Consider the following 26542-nt stretch of genomic DNA (forward strand, 5'->3'; position numbering starts at 1 on the left):
TAATTTTTAGAAAATTCCCGAAAATAGACCCCCCTACCCGAAACCTATCTCCTTTTCCCAAGTAATGAGAATGAGTAAGCTATATATAACAAGTAGGTAAGCGATTACAACCCCCTTGAAATAAAAAGCTCAACAGATAGGAGTGAAAAAATGTCTGAGTATGTACTAGAACTAAATGGGATTTCTAAGACCTTCCCAGGGGTAAAGGCTCTCGATGAAGTTCAATTTAAATTAAAGCCAGGAGAAATTCATGCTTTGATGGGGGAAAATGGCGCTGGTAAATCTACTTTTATTAAGGTGATTACCGGAGTTCATCAGCATGATGAAGGAAAGATTTATTTAAATGGCCAGGAGGTTGTGTTTAAAAATCCCAAAGAGGCTCAGGAGAAAGGAATAGCGGCCATTTATCAGCATGTTACCTGTTTTCCAGATTTAAGCGTGACAGAAAATATTTTTATGGGTCATGAAAAAGTGCAAAAAGTGACGAAAAGGATTCTTTGGAAGGAAATGCATGCGGAAGCAAACAGGCTGCTAAAGGAACTCGGTGCCAATTTTGATTCAAAAACCACGATGGGGACACTCAGTGTGGCACAACAGCAAATCGTTGAAATTGCTAAAGCATTATCAACGAATGCAAAAATTATCATCATGGATGAGCCCACGGCGGCATTAACAAGAAATGAAAGTGAAGAGCTCTATCGAATCACTGAAAAACTTAGAGACAGCGGAACATCTATTATCTTTATCTCTCACCGGTTTGAGGATATGTACCGGCTGGCAAGTCAAGTAACGGTTTTCCGTGATTCTAAGTACATAGGGTCATGGGGGAAAAATGAGATCTCCAATGAAGATTTAATCGTGGCAATGGTTGGCAGGGAAATTAAACAGCTCTTTCCAAAAGCGGCTGCAAAGATTGGCGAAGAGGTATTAAGAGTAGAAAAACTTGGCAGAATGGGATTTTTTGCAGACGTATCCTTCTCACTTCGGAAAGGAGAAATCCTTGGACTAACGGGACTTGTTGGGGCTGGCCGAAGTGAAGTATGTCAGGCATTATTTGGAATTGATCCACCTGATAAAGGCAAAGTCTTCATCAAAGGTGTGGAAACAAAAATTTCCAATCCTTTACATTCCATGAATCAAGGTATCGGGTATTTACCGGAAGATCGGCAGCAACAGGCGCTGATTCTCTCATGGGGAATCGATAAAAATATAACACTTCCATCCTTAAATCTTCTCTCTAATAAAGGCTGGTTAAACAATAAGAAAGAGGAAGAGATAGCTAGCAGTCTAACAAAAAAGGTAAATGTAAAAACACCAACTATTTATAATTTGGTCAGTTCATTGTCAGGTGGAAATCAGCAAAAAGTGGCGGTTGCAAAGCTTCTTACTACCAATTTAGATATTATCATCCTCGATGAGCCGACAAAGGGTGTCGACGTAGGAGCAAAGTCTGCCATCTATGAAATTATCAGCAATTTAGCATGCCGAGGTTATGGAATTATTATGGTTTCTTCGGAAATGCCTGAAATCATCAGCATGAGTGATCGAATAATCGTCATGAGAGAAGGGCGGATTACAAGAGAAATCAATGGGAAGGAAGCTACGCAGGAAGCGATATTAGAGGCTGCAATGACGAACAAAGAGACTCGTCAGTCGGGTGGATCACTTGAGGTTGCAAGCTTATAAGGGGGGAAGGTGAATGGCAGAAAATAAGGTAGAGAAAAACTCGATTAGTGCCAATATTGCACGATTTCGGGAAGTTGGCTTATTAGGATTTATCATCCTCTTATCCATTGTAGTCCAAATGAGAAATTCAAGTTTTTTAACGCTTGAGAATCTTAACGATATGATTACCAATACGGCGATATTAAGTATTCTTGCCGTAGGAATGATGCTTGTAATTATCACTAGGGGAATCGATTTATCGATAGGGGCCACACTCGCTTTAGCAGGTATGATTTCAGCCTTAACGGTCGGTTCGTTTCCAGCTCTTAACCCTATTTGGGCAATTCTGTTAGGAGTTCTCGTAGGAATAGTCAGTGGTGGAATCATTGGTTTAATTATTTCTAAGGGTGGAGTTTTACCCATCATTGCTACACTGGGAATGATGTATATCTTTAGAGGCTTAACCTTTATGGTCAGCGGTGGAAAATGGGTAAGCGCCCACCAGATGCCGGCTAGTTTCAAAGAGATTGCGACCGGATCATTTCTTGGTATCAATAACTTGATTGTAATTGCTATTATGATTTATCTCATTTTCTACTATTTTATTAACCACACCCGAATAGGAAGACAAATCTATGCAGTCGGAAGTAATCCCGAATCAGCCATTATTAGAGGAATTAACCATGATCGGATTATTTTCTTGGTGTATACCCTTATGGGTGGTCTATCAGGCCTTGCGGGTGTTTTATGGGTATCGAAATTTGCTTCCGCACAAGGTGATACCGCATCTGGCTATGAATTAACGGTTATTGCTGCTTGTGTATTAGGGGGAGTAAATATTGCCGGAGGTTCTGGAAAGATATCGGGACTTCTTTTAGGGTCAGTACTGATTGGAATTTTAAATAATGCTCTTCCACTTATTAATGTATCTCCTTTTTGGCAAAGCTGGATCCAAGGCAGCATCATATTAATCGCTGTCGTGTTAAATGCTCTAGTAAAAAGAGGAGTAGATTTAAATGCTCTCATGAGGAGGCAAATCTAGCGATGGAGAATATAAGCAAAAAAGAGTTTTCGGTTAAGAAATTCTTTCTACAATGGGAATGGCTGCTAGTTTTACTTTTTATTGTTGTAAACATTACAAATGCAAGCTTATCACCCTTTTATTTAGATTTTAATAATTTACGAGATGCTACCATGACATTTCTCGATAAAGCCTTTATCGTTTTTCCAATGGTTATGGTCATGATCTTACGAGATATTGATATTTCTGTGGCGTCGATTGTCGCCCTAGCATCCGTTGTGATGGCTCATTTATATACATTAGGAGTACCGATGGAGCTGGCAGTGTTGATCTGTTTGACCGTCGGGGCAGTCTGCGGTCTTATCAACGGATTATTAATTGTTAAATTTAAGGAATTATCAGCAGTCATTGTAACATTGGCAACAATGATTATCTACCGTGGCATTGCCTATATCATTCTCGAGGATAAATCTGCAGGGTCCTTTCCAGAATGGTTTGGATTCTTCGGCTGGGGATATGTATACGGAATACCGTTCATTTTACTGTCATTTCTGGTTTTAGCCGTCATTTTTGGGCTCATGTTGCATAAAACAACCTTTGGACGCCGAGTTTATGCGATTGGTAATAATCCAACTGCAAGTCGTTTTTCAGGAGTCCAAGTCGATAAGATTAAAATCATTGTATTTACACTTGCTGGTTTAATGGCAGGTGTTACTGCACTATTTTTAACCTCCAGAATGGGCAGTACACGACCAAACGTCGCTCTTGGCTATGAGCTGGATGTGATTGCTATGGTCGTACTAGGTGGAATTAGTACAGCAGGTGGAAAAGGGAAAATGGCAGGAGCGATCATTGCTATTTTCTTAATTGGTTACCTTCGCTACGGACTGGGTTTAATCAACATACCAGCACAAGTGTTAATGATAATCATAGGTCTACTTCTGATTACAGCTGTTATGGTGCCAAATTTAAAACCAAAAGAAAAAGTAAAACAGAAAACAGCGAAGGATACATCCCGACAAATTGCAGGATGAATTTTTCGCGAAACAATGTTACAAAGCAGTCCTTTGACTGATTGTATAAAAAAACAAAAAAGGGGATCTGACGATGAAAAAATGGTTCGCGGTATTTATTTCAATCTTCATGGTATTTTCAATCTTAGCAGCTTGTACGCAATCTGCACCAAGCAGCGGCGGAGATAACAATGAAGGAAGTAAGGATGGCAAGAAAAGATTTGCGATTGTCTTCAAGAACACGGGGAATCCATATGGTGAGAAAATGATGGAAGGCTACAAAAAAGCCATTGAAGAGCTTGGTCATGAAGCCATTCTTAAAGCCCCAGACCAGCCTACAGCTGAAGCGCAAATTCAAATGATTGAAGAATTAATTTCACAAAAGGTAGACAGCATTGCCATTGCAGGTAATGACCCGGATGCGCTCGAGCCTGCGTTGAAAAAGGCAATGGATCATGGCATCAAAGTGATTTCTCTAGATTCTGCGGTTAATACAAACAGCCGGATCGTTCACATCAACCAAGCAGATCCTGAAAGAATCGGCCGAATCCAAATCGAAGCCATTTCTGAAATGATTGGCGGTAAAGGACAAATTGCCGTATTAAGTGCAACCTCTCAAGCAACAAACCAAAATACATGGATTGAATGGATGAAAAAAGAACTTGAAGATCCTAAATACAAAGATATTGAATTAGTAAAAGTAGCCTATGGGGATGATTTACGAGATAAGAGTGTTTCCGAAACAGAAGCTCTATTAAAATCTTATCCTGATCTTAAGGGGATTATCGCTCCAACGACAGTAGGAATTGCTGCTGCTGGTAAGGTTTTAACTGACAAAGGGTTAAAGGATAAAGTACATCTTACAGGTCTAGGATTACCAAGTGAAATGGCCGAGTATATTGAAAGCGGTGTCAGTGATTGGATGTACCTTTGGAATCCAATCGATGTTGGGTACTTGGCAGGCTACGCTGCGGATGCCTTAGTAAGCAGCAAGATGACTGGTAAGGTCGGCGACAAGTTTACAGCAGGCGACCTTGGTGAAAAAGAAGTCGTTGAAGACGGTGACGGAGCACAAGTCATGCTTGGCGACCCGTTCAAGTTTGATCAAGAAAATATTGCTGAGTGGAAAGAAGTTTACTAGAATTCATCATTACTGACCTAAGAAAAGCCTGTAGATAGAGTCCGGGAGTCTACAGGCTTTTCTTAAAGTTTATTTTTAAAATTTTATATTGAACAGGTCGACTTTTTTATAAATTAAAAGGGGGTTATCCATTGGTTTTTAAACGCGTTTTATCTATTTTTCTAATTATGATTTTATTTGTAAGTCTATTATTCCCAAATTCAGAGAGTGTAAATGCCTCGACTAATGCTGCCATCACTAACTTGATAGTTGAAAATATGGAGAATCCGATAGGAATCGATACGGTGCAACCTCGATTCAGTTGGAAAATGGTATCAGATACGCGTGGGGCAAAACAAATTGCTTATGAAATTACCTTGGCCGATAGTGAAAAAAATCTAAAAAATGGTAAATATATATGGAATAGTCAGAAGCAGGTTTCAGAACGTTCTATAAGTGTTAAATATACAGGTAATGTTCAACTTAAATCAAGTACCCGGTATTTTTGGAAAGTGAAAGTGTGGGACCAGAATAATAATATACTAGAATCGAAGGAAGAAGCATATTTCGAAACAGGTTTAATGAGTACGGATGGTACAACCAACTGGGAGGGAGCAAAGTGGATTACAGATGATAAAAGTACATCGGACCCAGTTAATGTTACCTTATTCCGAACAGAAAAAGACTTAAGAAACAAGGCAATTGAGAGTGCCCAACTTTATATTACATCGTTAGGCATATATAACGCATTTATAAACGGGGAAAAAGTTAAGTTGATCAATAAAGGTAACTCGATCGATGAGACACTAAATCCAGGGTGGACTGATTATAAATCGTATGTAAATTATCAAACATATGATGTAACAAGCTATATTTCTAATCAATCTAAAGTCAGTTTAGGTGTTATGGTGGGTAAAGGCTGGTTTGGAGGACGAATCGGTCAAACCGGGGAATATCCTCAAAAGGTAGGTAACAAATTGGCTTTACTAGCAAAAATGGTTGTAACGTATAAGGATGGTAGTAAGACTGTTATTGTCACAGATCAGTCAAACTGGAAATCTAGTGATAAGAGCCCTATATTAGCAAACGATTTCTTTGACGGCGAAACCTATGATGCAAACATAGCAAAAGAAATTAATGGATGGAACACTATAACTTTTGATGATAGCCAATGGAATCCTGTTTCTGTATTTGATTATAAAGGAAAAGTTAAGGGAAATAGGGGTGCGGCTGCTCGTATAGCGGAGGAATATACGCTAACGCCAATCAAAGGGTTAAAGTACAGTGGAATTGAGAAGCCAGTTTCAGAAGGCGGGAAATCAACGTACGATTTCGGTCATGCGATTACAAGCAATGTTGATATAAATACCGAAATTTCTCTTAAGGCCGGAGAAACACTGATAATTGATATGGGGCAAAACTTTGCCGGCGTACCCAATATTAAAGTAACAGGTACTAATGGCACTACAATTACAATGAGGCACGCAGAAATGCTTAATGATGGCAGAAAAAATTCAACGATTGCAGCAGGTGGCAGTGATGGACCAAAAGATACTCTCTATCGAAAAGCATTAACAACTGCCGCACAGACAGATAAATATATCGTATCTGGCGATGGGGTGGAAGAGTATCAGCCTGTATTCACTTTTCATGGGTTTAGATATGTAGAAATTAGCGTTGATCATGATATTAGTGTCATTTCAGTAAAAGGGAAAGTCATCACCTCTGTAGGAGAACAGGTGGGATCCATATCCACTTCAGATCAGGATGTAAATAAATTATTTAATAATATCCTGTGGGGACAGAGATCAAATTACTTATCTATCCCAACAGATTCTCCTCAACGGGCAGAACGTGCGGGCTGGACTGGGGATGCACAATTATTTGCACAAACTGCAGTTTATAATTTTAATGATATACCATTTTTAGAAAATTACAGTGAGATTATGGATGTCCACAGTAGAGAACAAAATGGGAAGTATGGAAGTGTTATGCCAACTGGCTTTGTAGGTTTCCTAGCAAATACGGTTGCTTCCGGATGGAGTGATGCAGGGATTATCATCCCTTGGGTATTATTTCAGCAGACCGGAGATAAAACGATTATTGAAAAAAACTTTTCACAAATGGATAAATATATGGACTATGTTGGTGCGAATGGTTATAGTACAGCATTATTTGGCGACTGGCTGGCATTCCAAGCTACCTCAACCGTTTATTTAAATACCATTTATCGTGCTTATGATGCGCAGCTTATGAGCAAAATGGCGAAAGTGATTGGGAATGAGGAAATGGTTCAAAAATATGAAACACTATTTGCGGAGATTAAGTCTGATTTTATCAATAAATATTTTGATGAAGATTTTAATCTCTTAACAGCATCCGCCGATAATTTTACCGTCTCTAGACATGGTTATCCTGGTGCCGATAATGCACAAACAGGACTACTGTGGGCGTTAAAACTTGGTCTTTATGAAACAGAGGCCCAAAAGGAAAAAATGATTGAAAATCTTACTGCTAATATTAAAAATGAGGGCAGCATGATTCGAAAAGATCAACCAGAAAATACGTTAGCAGTCGGTTTCTTAGGTGTAAATGTGATCCTGCCGGTATTATCTGATATAGGTGCAGAGGAATTAGCTTATACATTACTGTTACAGGATGAAATGCCATCTTGGTTATACAGTGTTAAGAATGGAGCAACGACGATCTGGGAAAGATGGAATTCTTATTCCATTCAAGACAGCTTTGGAGATTCAGGTATGAATTCCTTTAATCATTATTCCTATGGAGCTGTGGCTGAATGGATGTACAAATACATGGCGGGTATTTCAAATGATCCAAATAAACCTGGATTCCAACATTTTATTCTTCAGCCAACCATTGATAGTGGCAGCCGTATAACGTGGGTGGATAGTTCATTTGATTCAGTTTATGGAACAATCGAAAGTAAATGGAAAGTCAAGAATGGAACATTTACTTATCATACAACTGTACCTGCGAATACAACTGCAACAGTCTATATTCCTACAAACAATGTTAATACCATTAAGGAAGGCGGACAGCCAATAACTAAGGTAAAAGGGGTTAAGTTTATCGAGTTTAAAGATGGTAAAGCAGTGTATGAACTCCAATCAGGAAGTTATGAGTTCCGTTCTATTATGGCGGGTTCTAAACCGCAGTAATAAATAAATGAAGGAAGTATTACCAAAAGAGAATGTAGGATGAAATAACTTAATTATTGAAATAGGCCTGTAGTGTATAATTTTCTACAGGCTTTTCATTTTTTTAGATTATACTCAAATGGTTCCAATTTGATTATCCGTTTTGGTTTCAATTGGATAGAATCTAGGAGGATATCGCTATAGTAGTCTTGCAAGTTATTATATAAACTGAAGAGAAAGCCAGCTTTAACATGGATACAGCTGCATTTTTTCAAAAGTATCGAAACGATGTAGAGGCAGAACAAAGTAAATTTGGCGGCAGCGTCCCGTTCGTCGTTCCAACGAACGGTTTTAATGGGCATGGTTCCACCGCTTGCGGTGAAGCGGCAACGGTCATTCCTTGGCATTTTAGAATATTTGCCAGAGTTAAACTTTATGCCGGAATTTCTTTAGAATTCATTATGCTCACAGAATATGAAGTGTTAGCGCAAAATTAAGAGTTAGGCAAGTTACAACAGCTTGAAATAAAGTTATAAAAAATACCAAAAAGACAAAGAAAGCTTTACTTGCTTAGAGTAAAGCTTTCTTTGTCTTTCTGTATTCTGTAGGAGTAACCCCATGTAGCTTCTTAAACGATTTATAAAAAAGCCAACATTCGAATAACCAATTTGATTCGCAATCTGCTCAATGGTTAAATCAGTATTTTCTAGAAGACTTGTTGCTTTTTTGTTCTTTAATTGATGTGATAATTCCATAAATGTTTTGCCTAAATTATTTTTTAGAATCCTCGTCAAATAATTGGGGTGAAAGTGAAATTTCTCTGCTGTTTTTTCTAAGGTTATACTTTGATAGTTCTGTTCCATATAGCTAAGAATGTCAGATAATACAGCCTTTTTTAAAACGGGTTCTTCTTTCTTTTTCTCTTTATCATACATTCTTAGCAGTTCAGTAAAAATTAATAGCATATAGGAATTAATGGCTTCACTAGAGCAAAGCTGCGGGTGAAAGCTTTCCCATATTGCCCTCAATATTAGGTCTTTCAATACATGATTTTGGTTCCTAAGAAATAAAATATATCGGCTATCTTTCTTTTGTTCATAAATTGCATGTACAAAAAAATCAGTTAATAAATCATTTCCCGCCATTCTATGAAGAAGGATGGAGTCAAAATGGCTGGGACGAATCATAATGTTTATGATAATATCCTCTTCTTTAGCAATATGGATATCATGTAAGACGTTTGTATCAAGGATACAAAGATCCCCTTCTTTTAGTATAACTTCTTTGCCATTAATCACTTGTATGCAAGTACCAGAGTAAACATAATTCATTTCGATGAAAGAATGTCGGTGTTCAGTAAATTTGATAAATCGTGGGTGTTTAAAAAAGGCTACATTTTGATCTGGTTTGAGAAAACGTTCGATTGGAATGATGTGAGGTGACCCACCAAATTTAGGAAAAGACAGCTCAGCACCGGAATGCTTCCTTTCAAAATCGGTTATTTCCCTTAATTGTTTATCTAGAATGGATAGTTCTATTTGGAACACCCCCCTTTAGGAGAAATTCACTATTAATTTACTAACAGTCTCCGTGTAACTAGTTCAATACGATTAATTCTCTGTACTTAGCATACTAAAAAATCGTTAAAGTGACTACCAGATTAATGGACTTCTATCGTTAATTTAAAGCTTTTAAATACCATGCATTCATAGCAAAATAGTCAGAACCCGTAGTGGTTTATCAAAAAGTGTAAAACCAAATTTTTTATATAATTTACATGCAGTTTTTAACTAATTTTTATACATTCTTCTTGCTTTAGCCCCAAATATTAACATAACAAATACATCTTATGAGTACAAAAACAAGGCACTTGAAAATACTATTAATTTCCCTCTCAAAAGAGGGTTGTGGGTTAGGTAAGGAATATGGAAAAACTTCAAAAAGGACATCCCGTGCTGCTGCAGGATGCCCTTAGCTAAACACTTATCATGTTGATGCAGCCATACGCATCCGATGTGCACGTTCTTTTTTTCCGTACAGGAAGTAATAGAGGACAGACGTTGCAAAGACGATGATTCCCTAAAAAGCATACAGGGCATTATAGCCGGTTTTTGGAATAAACAATCCAAGAAGATAAGGACCAAATCCAGTACCGATTTCAAAAAATATAAAGAAGGTGGATGTGGCGAGTCCCATACGGTGAGGTGGAACCCCATTAACTACTATTGCCTGTGCGACGATTCACTTTAATGGTATACCCTTCAACAAGTAAAAATGGGGTATCTTGTTCATGCAATTATACATATTTATACGAAAAGCACGATTCATCACCTTATCTCTCGTTCATAAAAGAACAAAATCAATACGTCATAAACAACTACAAATTCAGTGGAGAAAGTTGTTATCTCCTCGAGTGAAAATTCCCCTCCAATGAAATATTAGATGAATTCTTGACAGGCTTGAGTAATTATGTGAGCTATAAATTATCTATTGTTATTATTAAATAGTTCATGCTAAAAAATGGGTTATTTATATATGAACACATTGGAGCAACCAGCTCATTCTTAAAATCCAGCTACGATTCTACGCAGGTTTTACAAAACATTTGACAACTAATGAAAGCGTGTCTTATAGTTATTGAAATGTTTTCCAAAAAGCATTGATTGCAAAAAAGCTTCAAATAAAAGATGTTGATTTTATTTGTAAGCGTGTTATAATCCTAATTAGATTGTTACCTTAAGTGGGCAAGTCTATAATTTAACAGTGTATCTACGATATAATATAGGGATTGTTATTACAAATGTAAGCTTAACCCAGTTATGTCCAACTTATTTGTGTTGGGTATAACTATTTTTTTTGTTCAATAATATTTGAAAGGAGGATTGTGATGAAAATCGTAAGAATAATAAATAACAATATTGTAACGTCAGTGCAAAATGAAAATGAAGTTGTTATTATGGGAAAAGGCGTGGGTTTTCATAAAGAAATTGGTCAAGCAATTGATCCTAGCCAAATTGAAAAGGTATACACGCTAGATAACCCTAGTAATACAGATAGGTTTAAACATTTGCTACGAGATATTCCATTGGAAGAAATTCAAACAATTAACGAAATAGTGTCATATGCAAAACTTTCCCTAGGAAAAAGGTTAAGTGATAGCATTTATATTTCACTCACTGATCATCTACATTTTGCCATTGAACGACATGAAAAGGGTTTAGATTTTAAAAATCCTCTTGCTTGGGAAGTTAAACATTTTTATCATCATGAGTATTTGATAGGGAAAGAAGCATTGGAAATTATTTCAAGAAGATTAAAAGTTGAATTGCCGGTTGATGAAGCAATATCAATAGCGTTGCATATCGTTAATGCTGAGTTGGATAATACCATGGAAAACACGGTAGGAATGACAAAAATTATCAAGCAGATATTCAATATTATACAGTATACTTTTAATATTGAATTTGCTGAAGAAAACCTATCTTATGGACGATTGTTAACACACTTGAAATTTTTTGTGCAACGAATTACGATGAATCGGTCCATACCTGACGACAATATGGAATTGTTTTCGATGATTCGTCACAGTTATCCAAAAGAATATAATTGTGCATTAAAAATCCATGATTATGTTTATGAAGAAACAAGGCATAAGCTAACAACAGCTGAGTTATCTTATATCACTATTCATATTAACCGTGTCATAAATGATTTATAAATGGGATTGTTATCGAATTATTCGAGCTTGACCCAAACTCTTTAACCACAGGAGTTTGGGTCTTTTTATTTATAGGGGGAAAAAATGAATTACCAAAAATAGCAGAAGAGATTACCAATACAATAGGTGGGGAAGATAATTTTGAATTTGTATAGGAGGAAAAGAAAATGAATTACAAAAAAATAGCAGAAGAGATTACACAGGCTATTGGTGGGGAAGAAAATATTGAATTTGCCACACACTGTATGTCCAGGTTGCGTTTCGTTTTAAAAGATGAGTCTAAAGCAGATGATGAATCTGTAGAAAGTATACAAGGTGTTAAAGGGGTAATGAAGCAAGGAGGACAGTATCAGATTATTATCGGAGGAGAGGTGGCTAGTGTCTTCAATGTACTCCCCAAGAATAAGCGTACCTCTTCGGAGGGAGAAGAGCAAAGCAATGTTTCAAATAAGAAAAACCTGAAGGGTTTTCTAACTTCTATTTTTGATTACGTTTCTGGATCCTTAACAGCTGCGCTTCCTGCCATTATTGGTGGTGGGATGGTAAAACTTGTTATAGTCATTCTTGCAATGGTTGGATTAGATGATACGCCCACCTATAATGTTTTGAATATTATTGGAGATACAGCTTTCTATTTTTTACCGGTGATATTAGCCTATACCGCTGCAAAAAAATTAAATACAGATATTGTTCTTTCTATGGTGGTATCTGCTGTTTTAATCCATCCTTTATTAATTAAAGGAATGGCTGGAGAGGGTTTATCATTCTTAGGCATGCCGATTTATTCTACTAGTTATGTCTCAGCAGTAATCCCTCCTTTATTTGCAGCGTGGATATTAAAATTAATTTTACCTGTTGTCGATAAGTTAACGCCAGGATGGAGTAAAGCAATATTTAAACCGCTCTTGGCATTGGTTATAACAATCCCTATTGTTTTAATTGTTTTTGCACCACTAGGCGCAATAATTGGGGAAGGCTTAACTCAAATTACAGAAATTGCTCAACAGTATTCACCATGGCTTACTATGGCTATTCTTTCTGCTTTATTGCCATTGTTAATTATTACAGGAATGCACCATGCTTTTGATCCTATTATGTTTGCTAACTTTGCTGGACCAGGATTTGATGGACTATTTTTACCCATGATGTTGGCAACTAACTTTGCGCTTGGAGCTGCTTGTCTAGCGGTTGGAGTTAAAACAAAAAATAAAAATTTTAAATCAGTTGCCGTTTCCTCAGCTATATCTGCGAGTATAGCTGGAATAACAGAGCCAGGTCTATTCGGAGTCCTTTTAAGAGTTAAAAAACCAATATTCGCAGCTATGATTGGTTCTGGTGTTGCAGGAATATTTGTCGGTATATTTAAGATAAAGTCCTTTGCATTGGCTTCTCCAGGTGTTATATCGATGATCCAATTTATTTCCCCAGAGCAATCATCTAATTTTATTAATGCAATTATTGTCGCTGTTATTGCCTCTATCGTTTCTTTTATAGCTGTATTTGTATTAGGTTTTAAGGACTTAACCGATAAAAAAACAAGTGATAACAATAATAGTATCCAATGTGAAAGAGATGAATTACTTTCTCCAATGGAAGGAACAATTATTTCAATTGATAAAGTAGCTGATGCAACCTTTGCCAAAAAGTTATTAGGAGATGGCGTAGCGATTGTTCCATCAGTTGGTAAGGTTTATTCACCGGTTAATGGGAGTATCAAAGTAATGTTTAAGACAGGGCATGCAATTGGACTTTTATCAGAAAATGGAGATGAAATTTTAATTCATGTAGGGTTAGATACAGTTAAACTTGAGGGAAAAGGGTTTACTCCAAAAGTTAATGATGGTGACCAAGTAAAAGCTGGCGATCTTCTTTTAGACTTTGATATTCAGTATATTCAATCACAAGGCTATGATATCACTACACCGGTTGTTATCACCAATCAGTCTACAACAAACAAAAGGATTTCGAAATTACTTAAAGAAAATCAAGATGTGAAAAAACTTCAACCAATTATTAAAATGGAATTATAAGGAGGATAATTATGGGGTTTCCAGAAAATTTTTTATGGGGCGGAGCAACTGCCGCTAATCAAAGTGAAGGAGCATATAACCTTGATAATAGAGGATTGGCAAATGTCGATCTACTACCAGTAGGAGAAGATAGAAGAGCGGTAGTTATGGGTGAAAAGAAGATGTTCCATTTCTTAGATGATTATTTTTATCCAGCAAAAAATGCAATTGATATGTACCATCAATATAAGGAAGATATAGCATTACTTGGTGAATTAGGTTTTAAAACATACCGTATGTCAATTGCATGGACAAGAATTTTTCCAAAAGGAGACGAAAAAGAGCCTAATGAGGCTGGTCTTGAATATTATGAGAAAGTTTTTAAAGAATGTAGAAAATATGGTATTGAGCCTTTAGTAACCATATCTCATTTTGATTGTCCAATGCATCTAGTTGAAAAGTATGGGTCTTGGAGAAATCGGAAAATGATAGATTTTTTCGAAAATTTATGCAAAGTAGTATTTACGAGATATAAAGGTTTAGTTAAGTATTGGCTTGTTTTCAATGAAATCAATATGGTATTACATGCACCTTTTATGGCAGCTGGATTATATGTTGGGGATCTTGATGAAAAAGAAAAGGAAAAAGTCAAATACCAAGCTGCTCATCATGAGTTAGTAGCGAATGCATTAGCTACAAAAATTGCACATGAAGTAGATCCTGAAAACCAAGTAGGATGTATGTTAGGCGCTGGAAAGCATTATCCATATAGTTGTAATCCTGATGATGTTCTTGTAAGTCAATTAAGAGATAGGGAAGACTATTTCTTTTCGGATGTTCAAGCAAGAGGAGAATACCCAAGCTATATGATTAAAAAATTTGAACGAGAAGGAATTCAAATTGATTTTGAGAAAGAGGATTTGGAGCTATTAAAAAATAATACGGTTGATTTTATTTCATTTTCGTATTATATGTCTCGTGTGGGTACTGCTAATCCTGAAATAGCGGAACAAACTACTGGAAATATATTTGATTCTGTCAAAAATCCATATTTACCGTCCTCTGAATGGGGCTGGCAAATAGACCCTTTAGGTATGAGGATAATGTTGATTGAATTATATGATAGATACCAAAAGCCTTTATTTGTAGTAGAGAATGGTTTAGGTGCAAATGATATCCCTGATTCAGATGGAAACATTAATGATGATTATCGAATCAATTATTTATCGGATCATATTAAGGCAATGAAAGATGCGATAGACCTAGATGGGGTACCTGTAATGGGCTATACGATGTGGAGTTGTATTGACATTGTAAGTGCAGGTTCTGGAGAAATGAAGAAACGTTATGGACTTATTTATGTGGATCGAGATAATTTAGGAAATGGAACCTTAAAAAGAAGTAAGAAGAAATCTTTTGATTGGTATAAGAAAGTAATTGAGTCCAATGGTGAGAATTTGTGAAAATGTTAATATAGAAAATAAAAGGTAATTTCAAAATTATTTTTATCAGGATTGTTAATGTTTTACAGGCAAAACCTAAAATTAGGATTGTTACTATTTTCAGGCAAAACCCAAAATTAGGATTGTTACTGTTTTTGCAAGTTTAAAACCTAAATTGTACCTTTTTTAAATGTGAAGGGTAATTTAGGTTTTTGTGTTTTTATGAGGAATTTGTGTAGATTTTTCCAACAAGAGTCGCCCGTTGGGACCTGATACAAAAAATAGTGTTTCAAAAATGGAATTTTTATACAAACTTACAATTGTCCACTCCTTTAATTGTTCGTTGTCCGTGAAAAATTTAATTCGAACGCACTTTAACTGAATTCAAGAGTGATACAAAGGGATTAGTTTCTCATGAAGATAAAGAGGTAGGAAAAAACATGCAGTTAATGGCTTTTGAAAAGAAGCAGGATAAATTGGTAGTTTAATAATGAAAAAGTAGACGGGGGAACTCGTCTACTTTTTTATATGAAAACAAGGGTATTCAACAAAACAATTAACATTTATCATCTTCATGGGGGAATTGGGCTTTTCACTTTTACGTCCCCATAAAAAATCATTATGGTCTTAACATGTTCAGTAACAGCGACACATCGTTTGAGGAACCAACGGAGATGACCGTTTTTTTAGCGGCGTCGGCAAACCTTTTCACCTTCTCAGCTAAATCAGCTCTCGTCACAATCACATCCGCATTGTGAATGGACTCAATAAGGATATTTTCTGGTGACGATGACACATCGATAGTATGAATGTCTGCAGATGTCATCCGTTTTATTTCATCCAAATAAAAAATGCACGAACTTACTTTGCATTCAATAAAGAGATAACTCAACTTCCGTTTCAGAGGCTGTCCGAACAGCTGCATGTAGGCAAATCCGGACAACAACACGTTTTCGATAGTGAAACCTAATTCGTAGGCATCCTTAATTGTTTGTTCCACAAAAGAAAAATAGGTATTTTGTATTTTAAACCTCGTAATTTCTTCCTCGCCGGCAACTTGCGTTCCCCGCCCCTTTTGTATAGACAATAGACCTTCTTCTTTTAGTTGAGAATAAACTCCTTGTATCGTATTTCGGTTAATGGATAGTTGATCCGCTAACTGATTGGTCGAAGGGAGGGTATCTCCAGGTTTGAGTAAATCTTTTCCGATTAACCATTTTATTTGTTCCTTTATCTGTAAATTGATGGGTATGGGAGATTTGGAATCGATTTTAAAAAGTAAGCCTGAATGTTCCATAATTAAATAACCAACTTTCTTAGTTAACTAATAGTCTAAATATGTTTAGCTTAATGAAGAAATCTTAAAAAATCAAGTTCTGCAAAAGTGCTTTTAACCAGCTGATAAAAAAGAGTTGACAAACATTATTAATATTAATTATAGTTAAATGTATAGTTAACTAATAAACTAGTTAACTAAGTTTGTATTTTAGTTAAGGAGTGAAAATACTTGGAGGCAAAAATAAATTTAAAGACTGTGTGGAATGGAAACACAAAAGGAACGGGGATAATTAAAGCAAATTATCTTGAAACAAAAATAGCGATACCTGAATTATTGGGTGGCAGTGGAGAAGGTACAGAGCCTAAAGAATTACTGGTAACTTCTGCCGTAGCCTGTTATACGATGACTCTTGCCGCTATGCTTGAAACAAGAAAACTGCCTGTAGCTGGTTTGACAATGGATTCGGAAGCAACCAATTCAAAGGAAGAAGGATTCAAAATTATACATTATCCTCATATTATTTTATCTGCTGATGCAACAGAAGAGCAGATTCAATCAGCTAATAGAGCAATTGTAGCTGCAGATAAAGGATGCGCAGTCGGAAACATGTTGAAAAAAGCAGATGTTCAAATAGGTGTTGAAGGCAAAGTTTCTTTATTATCCGAGGAAAATGTAGTTAGTTAATACGTGGATGATTCCGGATAATCTGGTAAGCACTAAGATCTTGGAATAGAATTAGCCTTATTAATTTTAGCAACAGCTATAAAGATTTAAATGATTTACTTTAAGCGTATTTGCCATAAAAAATAGGGCGGATAAAACTATAAAATAAGTATTCTTTTGGAGGAAATATATGGTTAAAATAACGCAGGCTGCAATTTCGGAAATTACCAAAGAAGTTAAAGACCTTATTAAAGAAGGTAGGAAGCCATTAATCCGTTTATCAATGGGGATTGGCTGAGGAGGACCGCAACTTCGTCTGGCTCTGGAAGAGTCAGCTTTAGAGAGTGATGAAATTACTGAAGAAAGTGGGATTCAGTTTCTAGTTAATAAAAGAGATAAGGTATATTTTGAAAATACAAAAATTGACTATATAAAGATGATATATGGTGGCGGACAATTTAAAGTGATCCGAGTTTAATTGCTATAATTTAGATAGGGTTCACTACGTGAGTAAAATAAATGATGAAAATATCATTTTCAATAACATGAGGTGAAAATATGTTAGTACAATACAAAACAATAAATATTAATAACATTAATATCTTTTATCGAGAAGCTGGTAATACAAGCAATCCCACAATTTTATTACTTCATGGTTTCCCGTCTTCTTCTCATATGTATCGAAATTTATTAAATAAACTTATGGATGAATATCACATTATCGCGCCAGATTACCCAGGTTTCGGAAATAGCGATCAACCCGGAATGGATGAATTTGAATATACTTTTGATAGCTTAGCTCTTCTAATAAATAAATTTGTAGAGAAATTAAATTTAGAGAAATTTAGTATCTATGTTCACGATTACGGCGCTCCAGTAGGATTTAGATTAGCAACGAAACATCCTGAACGAATTCAAGCCATTATAACTCAAAATGGAAATGCATATGAGGAAGGATTATTGTCTACTTGGGATCCTATACGCACTTATTGGGAAAATCCTAATGAGGAAAATAAAAATAATTTAAAAGCCCTTTTATCAGCGGACTTTACAAAGTATCAATATACAAATGGGACACGTAACCCTGATCGAATTAGCCCAGATGCTTGGAATATGGATCAATTCGTTTTGGATCGTCCTGGCAATAAAGAAATACAACTTGCACTATTTTACGATTATCGAAACAACCTTAAACAATATCCGAGCTGGCAGGAATTCTTTAGAACATATCAGCCTCCTGTATTAGTAGCTTGGGGGAAAAATGACATGTTCTTTGGACCTAAAGGAGCGTTAGCCTTCCAAAACGATGTTAAAGAATGCGAGGTTCATTTATTAAATACCGGGCATTTTCCTTTAGAAGAAGAATTAGAAACTAGTGCCTATCTGATTAAGCAATTTTTAGGAAAACGATTAAAATAGGTGGGGCAAAGTAATCAAATTAAATATCCAATAGGATTGTTACTGGTTAAGCAGGCAAAACCTAAATATCTAGTTAGGATTGTTACTGGTTAATCAGGCAAAACCTAAATTACAGAAAGTGTAGGGGAAGCTATGTATTCCTACATTGACTGTAATTTAGGTTTTTTAATTGCCTGAGAGGATTTCTGGAGAGGTAGCCAAAATAATCTTTTTTACGTTATATAAGAATGGAAGGTTATATGGTGGGGAGTGCAGTGATGCTTACAAAATGAAAATGGGAGGAGACACTGATGGATATTATAAGACATCTAAAGGCATTCTTGAGCATTGTGGGGAAGAAAATGTTCAAAATGTAATTCACTGTGTAACCCGGTTGCGCTTCACTTTACAAGATCAAGGAAGGGTAAATTGTAAGACGATTGAAAAAGTACAGGGGGTAATTGGAACAAACATTAGTGATAAAGCCATTCAAGAAAATAGTAGCATTGATGAAAATAATGGAATTTCATTTATTAAATAATGGGAATTTTGCTTTTGAGGAGGACTTAGACGTTATTGCTAATCTGATAAACAATTTTTAAGAAAACGTTTAAAGTAGTTAATAACCGTTAGCAGTTATATTGCTTTTTGTTATTGGAGATGTGGATTAAGACGTGATGAACTAACTCGATAAAATTGAAACGAGCTGGGTGAGAAAATCCTGGCTGATTTTTTTAAACCTTAGCGTTGAAGAAATAGGCTAGATATAAAGGGGATTTTATATGATATGGATGTTGCGTATTATTCAAGGATTTTATTCCGTTGCATTTATTCTTGCTGGTGTTAAGAAGGTAACTGGTAATCAACAACAAATTCATGTGTTTACAGAAACGTTTGGTTATTCAGTAGAATTTATGTACATAGTCGGCGTATGAGAAATTCTAGGAGCGCTTGGATTGTTAATTGGGTTTTGGTACTCACAATTCGCATTACTGGCTTCTGGAGGGGCAGTGTTACTAATGGCAGGTGCTGCGTTTACACATTTAAATGCAGGTCAGGGTATTGGAGATACAATGCCTTCAATAGTTCTTTTGATTTTAGGGATAATCGTTTTGTTGGTGAGAGAACAAAAACACCAAAAAAAGAACAAAGTTGTCAGGGATAATAATAAGACTACACGGAGTGACGGATTAAACTGTAGAAAGGACATAAATTTTTTATTTGAGTTGGAGCCATAAAGTAAAAGTCCATAGGGGAGATAAATTTTGAATAATAATAGCTCTAAGAATTGTGGTAACGGTACTTGAGGAATAAATAATAAAAAACCCCGTTCGAAATTTTCACCTCCCATATGACCTGGGGTTTTCATTTGGCTCCTGGTAGGAGTCATCATATTAATACAAAAAATACTTTAAAATAAGCAAGAGTTAATACTATTTTTTTAGTAACTCTTGATAAATGAAGGGAGGAGCCGAGAATCGACGTAGTACAAATTGGGTCTTTTACCATCATGATGAAATGGATTGTTCTTGCAATTGCAATTCTAATAGGATTTATTACTTTAAAGCTATGGTTGCTGCGTTCACAAAGAAATGAATTAGATAAAAAATTATTTGATTTAGTATCAAATAGTGTTTTTTTAGGATTTCTTATATGGAAAGGCAGTTTGCTGTTGCTGGAGCCAAAATTAATAGTTAAAAGTCCATTATCGTTGTTGTATTTTACAGGTGGGGATAAAGGGTTATTTTTAGGAATTCTTGGCTCAGTTATTTATTTCTTTTATAAAACTATGAAATTAAACATTTCTTTTTTGATGACCTTGCAAACAGCATTAATTTTAAGTTTTTCAGTATTAAGCGGGTATCATTTTTTATTGCTTTTCTTAATTAATGAAAATATTCTTTTTCATCTCTTCGTAGGATTACTTTCCCTTTTGCTTTATATATTGAGTCTTACCAGGAAGGTATCTTCATCGAAAAATGGATTATTAATAATAAGTTTGGCTGGATTGTTAGCTTTTGGAATCTTTTATTCCTCTGGCAAAATCCCTAAAGTAAAAATGGAGAATACAGCCAGTACAATGCCAACAGGTGAAGAAAAAATAAAAATCGGAGTTCAGGAAGGCAATAAAGCTCCCGATTTTCAAATGAAAACAATAGATGGGGAAGAACTAAAGCTTTCTGAATTAAGAGGAAAGAAAGTAATATTAAATTTTTGGGCAACTTGGTGTCCGCCATGTAAAGCAGAAATGCCCCATATGCAAGATTTTTATGAAGAACAAAACAAAATCGTAGAAATACTTGCAGTCAATTTAACTACATCTGAAAAAAATATAAAAAATATTGAGAAATTTATTAAAGATAATCACGTAACTTTTCCAGTGTTACTTGATCTAGAGGGAGAAATAGGGGACCGATATCAGGCTATTACAATTCCAACAAGTTATGTCATTGATTCTCATGGTATTATCCGTAAAAAGATAATTGGTCCAATGGATGGAGAAATGATGACAGAATTAATAAATAATATTGATTAGACAGGAGAAATATGTTGAATCAATGGAATATTCGATTTCAGGATGATGATTATGTTTATGGAAAAGAACCCAATGTATTTTTAGCAGATATCCGGAAAAAACTTCAATTATCCGGTGATACTTTGGCAATCGCTGAAGGAGAAGGGCGCAATGCAGTTTTTTTAGCTGAACAAGGAATGAAAGTAACCGCTTGGGACTATGCGGAATCCGGCTTAGCAAAAACAAAAAAACTCGCCGATAGCAGAGCTGTAACGGTTAGTACCGAGCTTGTTGATTTAAATGATATAAACTGGGAAAAAGATAAGTGGGATCAGCTTGTTTGCATTTTCGGGCATTTTACAACAGATTTACGCAAGAAAACACTTCAAGGTGTTAAGGAAACGATTAAGCCAGGTGGATATTATGTATCAGAGGTATATTCAATATACCAATTACCATATGTAAGTGGCGGACCAAAGGATTTGGACTTTTTATATAATCCAGAAGAATTTTTACAAGTCTTCTCGGATTGGAGGATTATCCACTTTTTTATGGGGGAGGTTACCAGGCATGAAGGAAAGCTCCATAATGGTTTATCCCATGTCATACAATTTGTAGGGCAAAAACCAAAATGAAGGTTAAATCTCTGCATATCCCCTACATAACAACTCCCACTCTGGTAAAGCAAAAAGGATTTCAAAAAGTTTCTTGACATACTATAGGGGGGTATAGTAAATTAGGAATGTGAGGTGAGGTTGGATGAATGAAAACATGAATCATGATTGTCTTCTTTCTGAAGAAAGAAAGAGTCATCATTCTGACAAAGTAAAGAAAAATTTGGTCACTCGTTTAAATCGAATTGAGGGTCAAATTCGCGGGATAAAAGGATTAATTGAAAAGGATACTTATTGTGATGATGTTATTACACAAATTTCTGCTACACAATCTGCTTTAAACAGTGTGGCAAAGATTCTTCTAGAAGGACATTTAAAAACTTGTGTATTGGAACGAATAAACGAAGGTGATACAGAAGTTTTAGATGAAGTTCTTTTAACAATTGAAAGATTAATGAAAAAATAATGAGGAGTGATTATTGATGGAAAACATTACATTAAAGGTTAATGGAATGTCTTGTGGTCATTGTGTAAATTCTATTGAAGGAAGCGTCGGAGAGTTACAAGGGATTAATTCTGTTAAAGTTAATTTAGCTGAAGGGACAGTCGATGTAGAATTTAACCCTGCTGAAGTTTCTTTAAGCAAGATTAAAGAAACAATTGATGACCAAGGCTATGATGTTGAATAGATGTTAAAAATAACGTGCGCAGAAAAGCACGTTATCTTTAACAATAAATTATACCCCCTACCCGTATGAGAGAGGTGAATAACGATGATTAGTGAAATAAAAGAAACATATTTTCAAATTACAGGAATGACCTGTGCGGCATGTGCAACAAGAATTGAAAAAGGACTCAAAAAAATGGAGGGCGTGAAAGAGGCGAATGTTAATTTAGCACTTGAAAAGTCCACCATAAAATATGATCCAGAAGTGGTATCTGAACAGGATTTTCAAAAGAAAATTCAATCTTTAGGATATGATGTTGTAAAGGAAAAAGTGGAATTTAATATAACAGGAATGACCTGTGCCGCATGTGCAAATAAAATTGAAAAAAGGCTTAATAAATTCGATGGGGTCGAAAAGGCGACTGTCAACTTCGCGTTAGAAACAGTCCTTGTCGAGTATAATCCAGAACAGGTCTCTGTCTCTGAAATGAAAGAGGCAATCAAAAAATTAGGCTATGCCCTTGAACAAAAGAAAGAAAATGCAGGAGAACAAGTTGACCATCGTCAAAAGGAAATTGAAAAGCAACAAGGAAAGTTTCTTTTCTCTGCCATACTATCATTCCCGTTATTGTGGGCAATGGTGAGTCACTTTGAATTTACGTCATTTATTTGGCTGCCAGATATGTTTATGAATCCTTGGGTTCAATTAGCTTTAGCAACACCAGTACAATTTGTCGTTGGTAAACAGTTTTATGTAGGAGCTTTTAAGGCGTTAAGAAATAAGAGTGCAAATATGGATGTGCTTGTTTCACTTGGTACATCAGCTGCTTATTTCTATAGTTTATATTTAAGTATTATTTCTATTGGCTCCGGTGCTCATATGGTAGAGCTCTATTATGAAACAAGTGCAGTGCTTATTACCTTAATTCTATTAGGGAAATTATTTGAAGCAAAGGCAAAAGGGCGTTCATCTGAGGCAATTAAGAAGTTAATGGGATTACAGGCGAAAAATGCAACAGTTGTTCGCGATGGTATCGAGATGATTATCCCAATCGAAGATGTTTTAGAAGAGGATATTGTCTATGTAAAGCCGGGTGAAAAAGTGCCGGTTGATGGTGAAATTGTGGAAGGTCAATCAGCGGTTGATGAATCAATGTTAACGGGTGAAAGCATTCCAATTGATAAAACGATTGGAGATAAGGTAATTGGTTCAACGATTAATAAAAATGGTTTCTTGAAAATTAAAGCAACAAAAGTTGGAAAAGATACAGCTTTAGCTCAAATTATTAAGGTGGTTGAAGAAGCACAAGGTTCTAAAGCACCTATTCAGCGGTTAGCTGACGTGATTTCAGGAATATTTGTGCCGATCGTTGTAGGAATAGCAATTATTACTTTCCTTGTATGGTATTTTGCTGTAAACCCTGGAGATTTTGCGGATGCTCTTGAGAAATTTATTGCGGTATTAGTTATCGCTTGTCCTTGTGCACTTGGTTTGGCAACACCAACTTCGATTATGGCTGGCTCAGGTCGTGCAGCCGAATTTGGGATTTTATTTAAAGGCGGGGAACACCTTGAAACAACTCATCGCTTAGATACGATTATTCTTGATAAAACAGGTACTGTTACAAACGGAAAACCTTCATTAACAGATGTTATTTTAGCAGAAGGCGTGGATGAAAGGGAATTTCTAACGCTCGTTGGTACGGCTGAGAAAAACTCCGAACATCCACTTGCAGAAGCAATTGTGGAAGGTATAAAGGAAAAAGAAATTAACCTGGGGTCATCTGAAACATTTGAAGCCATCCCTGGTTTTGGTATTCAGTCAACGGTGAATGGTAAACAATTATTCATCGGTACACGCAGACTTATGGCTAAACATAACATCAATGTGCAAGATGAATTAGTAAAAATGGAGAACTTGGAGAAACAAGGGAAAACAGCCATGTTGGTAGCTATTGATAGACGTTTTGCTGGAATTGTGACGGTCGCTGATACCATTAAAGAAACATCTAAAGAAGCCATTTTCCGTTTGCATAGCATGGGTTTAGATGTAGTAATGATTACAGGGGATAATACCCAAACCGCACAGGCAATTGCCAACCAAGTTGGAATTAAGAAAGTCATAGCAGAAGTATTACCAGAAGGCAAAGCTGAAGAAGTGAAAAAGCTCCAACAAGCAGGTAAAAAAGTAGCAATGGTAGGAGATGGAATTAATGACGCTCCGGCACTTGCAACAGCTGATATTGGGATGGCGATTGGTACAGGTACCGACGTGGCAATGGAAGCAGCTGACATTACCCTCATCAGAGGCGACTTAACTAGTATTGCAGATGCGATTTTCATGAGTAAGAAGACAATAACTAATATTAAACAAAATCTTTTCTGGGCGCTTGCATATAACGTTATAGGAATTCCAATTGCAGCAGTCGGTTTCTTAGCACCATGGTTAGCCGGTGCAGCGATGGCATTTAGTTCTGTATCGGTTGTTCTAAACGCACTCAGACTTCAGAGAATTAAGTTAAAGGCTTGAATGGAGTGGAGGATTCTTATATGAAAAATAGTATTATGATTTGGGCGGTTTCAGCTATCGTGTACCTTGGGATTGTCATCGCTGGTTACAGTGTGTATGCAAGTATTAATCCAAAATCAGGGGAACACAATAACCATACAACTACAACTACTGAACAGGAGGAAGAAAGCATTAATCATCAACATAGTCATCAAGATCACGAGAATCATGGTGCAAACACTACTAGCGAGGTTACACCAAAAGTATCTTATGCTAACGGAGAAATCACCATTGAGCTAAAAGATAAAAATAATCATGTTCCGGAACTGGAAGTTTCTCATGAAAAAAATATGCATTTCATTGTCGTAAGTTCAGACTTAAAAGAGTATCATCATTTACATCCAGAGAAAAAGGGCGATGGAATCTACCAACAGAAGGTAAGTTTAGTTGGTAATTCTTATAAAGCGTTCGTTGACATAAAACCAAAAGGTCTTCAATATTCAGTAATGCCAATTGAATTCCATGTTGGTGAAACGCATCATGAACACGGTGTTAACGAACTCGTTGCCGATTCGGATTTTACAAAGACCATCAATGGTCAAACAGTTGAATTAACTACTGAATCCTTTGAGGTCAACAAGGAGATAACTCTTAATTTTGATGTAAAGGATGCAAAACCTGAGCCACATTTAGGCGCATTAGGTCATGTTGTGGTCTTGGATGAAGATGGAGAAAAATATATCCATGTTCACCCAGTAGCAGATGATAAAACTGTATTTGACACGCAGTTTGATAAGCCAGGTATTTATAAGCTTTGGGCTGAATTCAAATTTGGAGGACAGGTCAATATATACCCATTTGTTATAGAAGTTAAATAATAAAAATGGAAGGGTGATTTGTCTATGACAAAAGTTCAACTAGAGCTTTATACCAGACCTACCTGAACAGATTGTCAGACAGGGAAAGAGTTTCTTTCCGAAAATAACGTATCGTATATTGAATACGATCTAACGAAACAGCCTTCTAAAGAAGAAGATTTAGTTAAAATAACAGGTACAAGAATTGTTCCAACATTTGTATTTAAGAATAAATCCTTGTTGGGGTTGATGAGCAAACCGAAAGTCCTGATTGGATTTGAACAAAATATAGATGAGATAAGGAAGATTTTAAATTTAAAAAACTGATATCACCTGTCGCATTATTTAGCGGCAGGTATAATTTCAGTAATATATACCTTACCGACGTATAGTAAATAATTAACTGAAAGGGGAAAAAAGGGAAGGGCACAGAGGTTGGTTCTTTATTTCTAGAATATTTAGGGCAAGAGCAATTATATGAGGCAGTTGACAAAATTATCGCAATTTATGCACAAAAGAAAAAAAAACGAGAATCGTTTCATAAATTTTTGAAACGGATAGGTAGAGTACAATTAATAAGTTAGTATATATATTTCTGGTAAGAATTATCTCAGTTTCTAACTCAATCAGATTTTTTAGTACGTTAACCGTAATAGAAATAATAATAATAGAAGGGAATATAAATCCATGCTTTCTAACATAGGAGTGCCAGGATTAATTTTGATTTTTATTCTTGCTTTAATCATTTTTGGACCGAAAAAACTTCCGGAAATCGGTCGCGCTTTTGGGCAAACGTTGAAGGAATTTAAAAAGTCAACCCGTGGACTAACAGATGATGTAATGGGTGAAATCAAAGAAGAACAGAAAAAATTTACTAAATATTAAGTAAAG

22 protein-coding genes and 3 pseudogenes are annotated in these 26542 nt (G+C 35.9%); 23 read left to right on the forward strand and 2 right to left on the reverse strand.

All coding sequences use genetic code 11. The annotated features are described in order from the left end of the window. Nucleotides 1–150 precede the first annotated feature (150 nt). The 6 genes and pseudogenes from ABC255_RS13450 to ABC255_RS13475 all read left to right on the forward strand — a co-directional run. Entirely contained in the window at nucleotides 151–1686 is a 1536-nt protein-coding gene (locus tag ABC255_RS13450; RefSeq protein WP_412994180.1) for a sugar ABC transporter ATP-binding protein, read from the forward strand. Between the two features lie 13 nt (nucleotides 1687–1699). After that, nucleotides 1700–2707: an ABC transporter permease gene (locus ABC255_RS13455; protein WP_412994182.1), complete on the forward strand. Its 1008-nt coding sequence runs from the start codon at nucleotides 1700–1702 to the stop codon at nucleotides 2705–2707. A 2-nt stretch (nucleotides 2708–2709) separates the two neighbouring features. Then, complete coding sequence (locus ABC255_RS13460) at nucleotides 2710–3720, forward strand: ABC transporter permease (RefSeq protein ID WP_412994183.1); 1011 nt, start codon at nucleotides 2710–2712, stop codon at nucleotides 3718–3720. Nucleotides 3721–3793: 73 nt separating this feature from the next. Next, on the forward strand, nucleotides 3794–4840 hold the full coding sequence (gene rhaS / locus ABC255_RS13465; protein ID WP_412994185.1) for a rhamnose ABC transporter substrate-binding protein: 1047 nt from the start codon (nucleotides 3794–3796) through the stop codon (nucleotides 4838–4840). Nucleotides 4841–4971: 131 nt separating this feature from the next. Next, nucleotides 4972–8001: a family 78 glycoside hydrolase catalytic domain gene (locus ABC255_RS13470; protein WP_412994187.1), complete on the forward strand. Its 3030-nt coding sequence runs from the start codon at nucleotides 4972–4974 to the stop codon at nucleotides 7999–8001. 227 nt (nucleotides 8002–8228) lie between these two features. Continuing rightward, a pseudogene (locus tag ABC255_RS13475) lies at nucleotides 8229–8477 on the forward strand (hypothetical protein); the annotation flags it as partial. A gap of 33 nt (nucleotides 8478–8510) precedes the next feature. On the opposite strand, the gene ABC255_RS13480 reads toward ABC255_RS13475, so the two are convergent. Continuing rightward, on the reverse strand, nucleotides 8511–9527 hold the full coding sequence (locus tag ABC255_RS13480; protein ID WP_412994189.1) for an AraC family transcriptional regulator: 1017 nt from the start codon (nucleotides 9525–9527) through the stop codon (nucleotides 8511–8513). A 706-nt stretch (nucleotides 9528–10233) separates the two neighbouring features. Between ABC255_RS13480 and ABC255_RS13485 the strand changes: the two are divergent. From ABC255_RS13485 to ABC255_RS13500, 4 genes and pseudogenes are all read left to right on the forward strand, one after another. After that, a pseudogene (locus tag ABC255_RS13485) lies at nucleotides 10234–10487 on the forward strand (Lrp/AsnC family transcriptional regulator); the annotation flags it as partial. Nucleotides 10488–10867: 380 nt separating this feature from the next. Beyond that, nucleotides 10868–11698, forward strand: coding sequence for a BglG family transcription antiterminator LicT (gene licT / locus ABC255_RS13490; protein WP_412994191.1), 831 nt, complete (start codon nucleotides 10868–10870; stop codon nucleotides 11696–11698). A 167-nt stretch (nucleotides 11699–11865) separates the two neighbouring features. Beyond that, nucleotides 11866–13728: a beta-glucoside-specific PTS transporter subunit IIABC gene (locus tag ABC255_RS13495; RefSeq protein WP_412994193.1), complete on the forward strand. Its 1863-nt coding sequence runs from the start codon at nucleotides 11866–11868 to the stop codon at nucleotides 13726–13728. 11 nt (nucleotides 13729–13739) lie between these two features. Further along, complete coding sequence (locus ABC255_RS13500) at nucleotides 13740–15170, forward strand: 6-phospho-beta-glucosidase (protein ID WP_412994195.1); 1431 nt, start codon at nucleotides 13740–13742, stop codon at nucleotides 15168–15170. A 598-nt stretch (nucleotides 15171–15768) separates the two neighbouring features. Here the strand turns inward: ABC255_RS13500 and ABC255_RS13505 are convergent. Continuing rightward, entirely contained in the window at nucleotides 15769–16446 is a 678-nt protein-coding gene (locus ABC255_RS13505) for a GntR family transcriptional regulator (RefSeq protein ID WP_412994197.1), read from the reverse strand. Nucleotides 16447–16656: 210 nt separating this feature from the next. Between ABC255_RS13505 and ABC255_RS13510 the strand changes: the two genes are divergently transcribed. The 13 genes and pseudogenes from ABC255_RS13510 (at nucleotide 16657) to tatA (ending at nucleotide 26536) form a co-directional block, all read left to right on the forward strand. Next, on the forward strand, nucleotides 16657–17112 hold the full coding sequence (locus ABC255_RS13510; protein ID WP_412994199.1) for an OsmC family protein: 456 nt from the start codon (nucleotides 16657–16659) through the stop codon (nucleotides 17110–17112). A 537-nt stretch (nucleotides 17113–17649) separates the two neighbouring features. Then, nucleotides 17650–18510 carry an alpha/beta fold hydrolase gene (locus ABC255_RS13515; protein WP_412994201.1) on the forward strand — a complete coding sequence of 287 codons (861 nt, stop codon included), beginning with the start codon at nucleotides 17650–17652 and terminating at the stop codon, nucleotides 18508–18510. Between the two features lie 268 nt (nucleotides 18511–18778). Next, nucleotides 18779–19030: a PTS transporter subunit EIIB gene (locus ABC255_RS13520; protein ID WP_412994203.1), complete on the forward strand. Its 252-nt coding sequence runs from the start codon at nucleotides 18779–18781 to the stop codon at nucleotides 19028–19030. A gap of 241 nt (nucleotides 19031–19271) precedes the next feature. Then, complete coding sequence (locus ABC255_RS13525) at nucleotides 19272–19424, forward strand: hypothetical protein (RefSeq protein ID WP_412994205.1); 153 nt, start codon at nucleotides 19272–19274, stop codon at nucleotides 19422–19424. A 3-nt stretch (nucleotides 19425–19427) separates the two neighbouring features. Then, nucleotides 19428–19727: a DoxX family protein gene (locus ABC255_RS13530; protein ID WP_412998555.1), complete on the forward strand. Its 300-nt coding sequence runs from the start codon at nucleotides 19428–19430 to the stop codon at nucleotides 19725–19727. Between the two features lie 272 nt (nucleotides 19728–19999). After that, nucleotides 20000–21025, forward strand: coding sequence for a peroxiredoxin family protein (locus tag ABC255_RS13535; protein ID WP_412994206.1), 1026 nt, complete (start codon nucleotides 20000–20002; stop codon nucleotides 21023–21025). 14 nt (nucleotides 21026–21039) lie between these two features. Continuing rightward, nucleotides 21040–21639 carry an SAM-dependent methyltransferase gene (locus tag ABC255_RS13540; protein ID WP_412994208.1) on the forward strand — a complete coding sequence of 200 codons (600 nt, stop codon included), beginning with the start codon at nucleotides 21040–21042 and terminating at the stop codon, nucleotides 21637–21639. Between the two features lie 124 nt (nucleotides 21640–21763). Next, nucleotides 21764–22084, forward strand: coding sequence for a metal-sensitive transcriptional regulator (locus ABC255_RS13545; RefSeq protein WP_412994209.1), 321 nt, complete (start codon nucleotides 21764–21766; stop codon nucleotides 22082–22084). Nucleotides 22085–22100: 16 nt separating this feature from the next. Beyond that, nucleotides 22101–22307 carry a copper chaperone CopZ gene (copZ, locus tag ABC255_RS13550; RefSeq protein WP_412994211.1) on the forward strand — a complete coding sequence of 69 codons (207 nt, stop codon included), beginning with the start codon at nucleotides 22101–22103 and terminating at the stop codon, nucleotides 22305–22307. Between the two features lie 87 nt (nucleotides 22308–22394). Next, nucleotides 22395–24815 carry a heavy metal translocating P-type ATPase gene (locus ABC255_RS13555; RefSeq protein ID WP_412998556.1) on the forward strand — a complete coding sequence of 807 codons (2421 nt, stop codon included), beginning with the start codon at nucleotides 22395–22397 and terminating at the stop codon, nucleotides 24813–24815. A gap of 20 nt (nucleotides 24816–24835) precedes the next feature. Continuing rightward, entirely contained in the window at nucleotides 24836–25672 is an 837-nt protein-coding gene (locus tag ABC255_RS13560) for a hypothetical protein (RefSeq protein WP_412994212.1), read from the forward strand. Between the two features lie 81 nt (nucleotides 25673–25753). Then, nucleotides 25754–25978: pseudogene (locus tag ABC255_RS13565) on the forward strand (glutaredoxin family protein); the annotation flags it as partial. A 360-nt stretch (nucleotides 25979–26338) separates the two neighbouring features. After that, nucleotides 26339–26536, forward strand: a complete 198-nt coding sequence (tatA, locus tag ABC255_RS13570; protein ID WP_412994214.1) for a twin-arginine translocase TatA/TatE family subunit — start codon at nucleotides 26339–26341, stop codon at nucleotides 26534–26536. Nucleotides 26537–26542 lie beyond the last annotated feature (6 nt).

Origin of the sequence: Neobacillus canaveralius (genome assembly GCF_047237705.1) — a bacterium.
GTDB classification, from domain to species: domain Bacteria; phylum Bacillota; class Bacilli; order Bacillales; family Cytobacillaceae; genus Neobacillus; species Neobacillus niacini_K.

What these genes read in the sequence shown, in the direction of transcription:
- ABC255_RS13495 (WP_412994193.1), top strand. Translation starts at nt 11,866, where the DNA reads ATGAATTACAAAAAAATAGCAGAAGAGATTACACAGGCTATTGGTGGG.
- ABC255_RS13500 (WP_412994195.1), top strand. Translation starts at nt 13,740, where the DNA reads ATGGGGTTTCCAGAAAATTTTTTATGGGGCGGAGCAACTGCCGCTAAT.
- ABC255_RS13560 (WP_412994212.1), top strand. Translation starts at nt 24,836, where the DNA reads ATGAAAAATAGTATTATGATTTGGGCGGTTTCAGCTATCGTGTACCTT.
- copZ (WP_412994211.1), top strand. Translation starts at nt 22,101, where the DNA reads ATGGAAAACATTACATTAAAGGTTAATGGAATGTCTTGTGGTCATTGT.
- rhaS (WP_412994185.1), top strand. Translation starts at nt 3,794, where the DNA reads ATGAAAAAATGGTTCGCGGTATTTATTTCAATCTTCATGGTATTTTCA.
- ABC255_RS13545 (WP_412994209.1), top strand. Translation starts at nt 21,764, where the DNA reads ATGAATGAAAACATGAATCATGATTGTCTTCTTTCTGAAGAAAGAAAG.
- ABC255_RS13450 (WP_412994180.1), top strand. Translation starts at nt 151, where the DNA reads ATGTCTGAGTATGTACTAGAACTAAATGGGATTTCTAAGACCTTCCCA.
- ABC255_RS13515 (WP_412994201.1), top strand. Translation starts at nt 17,650, where the DNA reads ATGTTAGTACAATACAAAACAATAAATATTAATAACATTAATATCTTT.
- tatA (WP_412994214.1), top strand. Translation starts at nt 26,339, where the DNA reads ATGCTTTCTAACATAGGAGTGCCAGGATTAATTTTGATTTTTATTCTT.
- ABC255_RS13535 (WP_412994206.1), top strand. Translation starts at nt 20,000, where the DNA reads ATGATGAAATGGATTGTTCTTGCAATTGCAATTCTAATAGGATTTATT.
- ABC255_RS13505 (WP_412994197.1), bottom strand. Translation starts at nt 16,446, where the DNA reads ATGGAACATTCAGGCTTACTTTTTAAAATCGATTCCAAATCTCCCATA.
- licT (WP_412994191.1), top strand. Translation starts at nt 10,868, where the DNA reads ATGAAAATCGTAAGAATAATAAATAACAATATTGTAACGTCAGTGCAA.
- ABC255_RS13525 (WP_412994205.1), top strand. Translation starts at nt 19,272, where the DNA reads ATGATATGGATGTTGCGTATTATTCAAGGATTTTATTCCGTTGCATTT.
- ABC255_RS13460 (WP_412994183.1), top strand. Translation starts at nt 2,710, where the DNA reads ATGGAGAATATAAGCAAAAAAGAGTTTTCGGTTAAGAAATTCTTTCTA.
- ABC255_RS13455 (WP_412994182.1), top strand. Translation starts at nt 1,700, where the DNA reads ATGGCAGAAAATAAGGTAGAGAAAAACTCGATTAGTGCCAATATTGCA.
- ABC255_RS13520 (WP_412994203.1), top strand. Translation starts at nt 18,779, where the DNA reads ATGAAAATGGGAGGAGACACTGATGGATATTATAAGACATCTAAAGGC.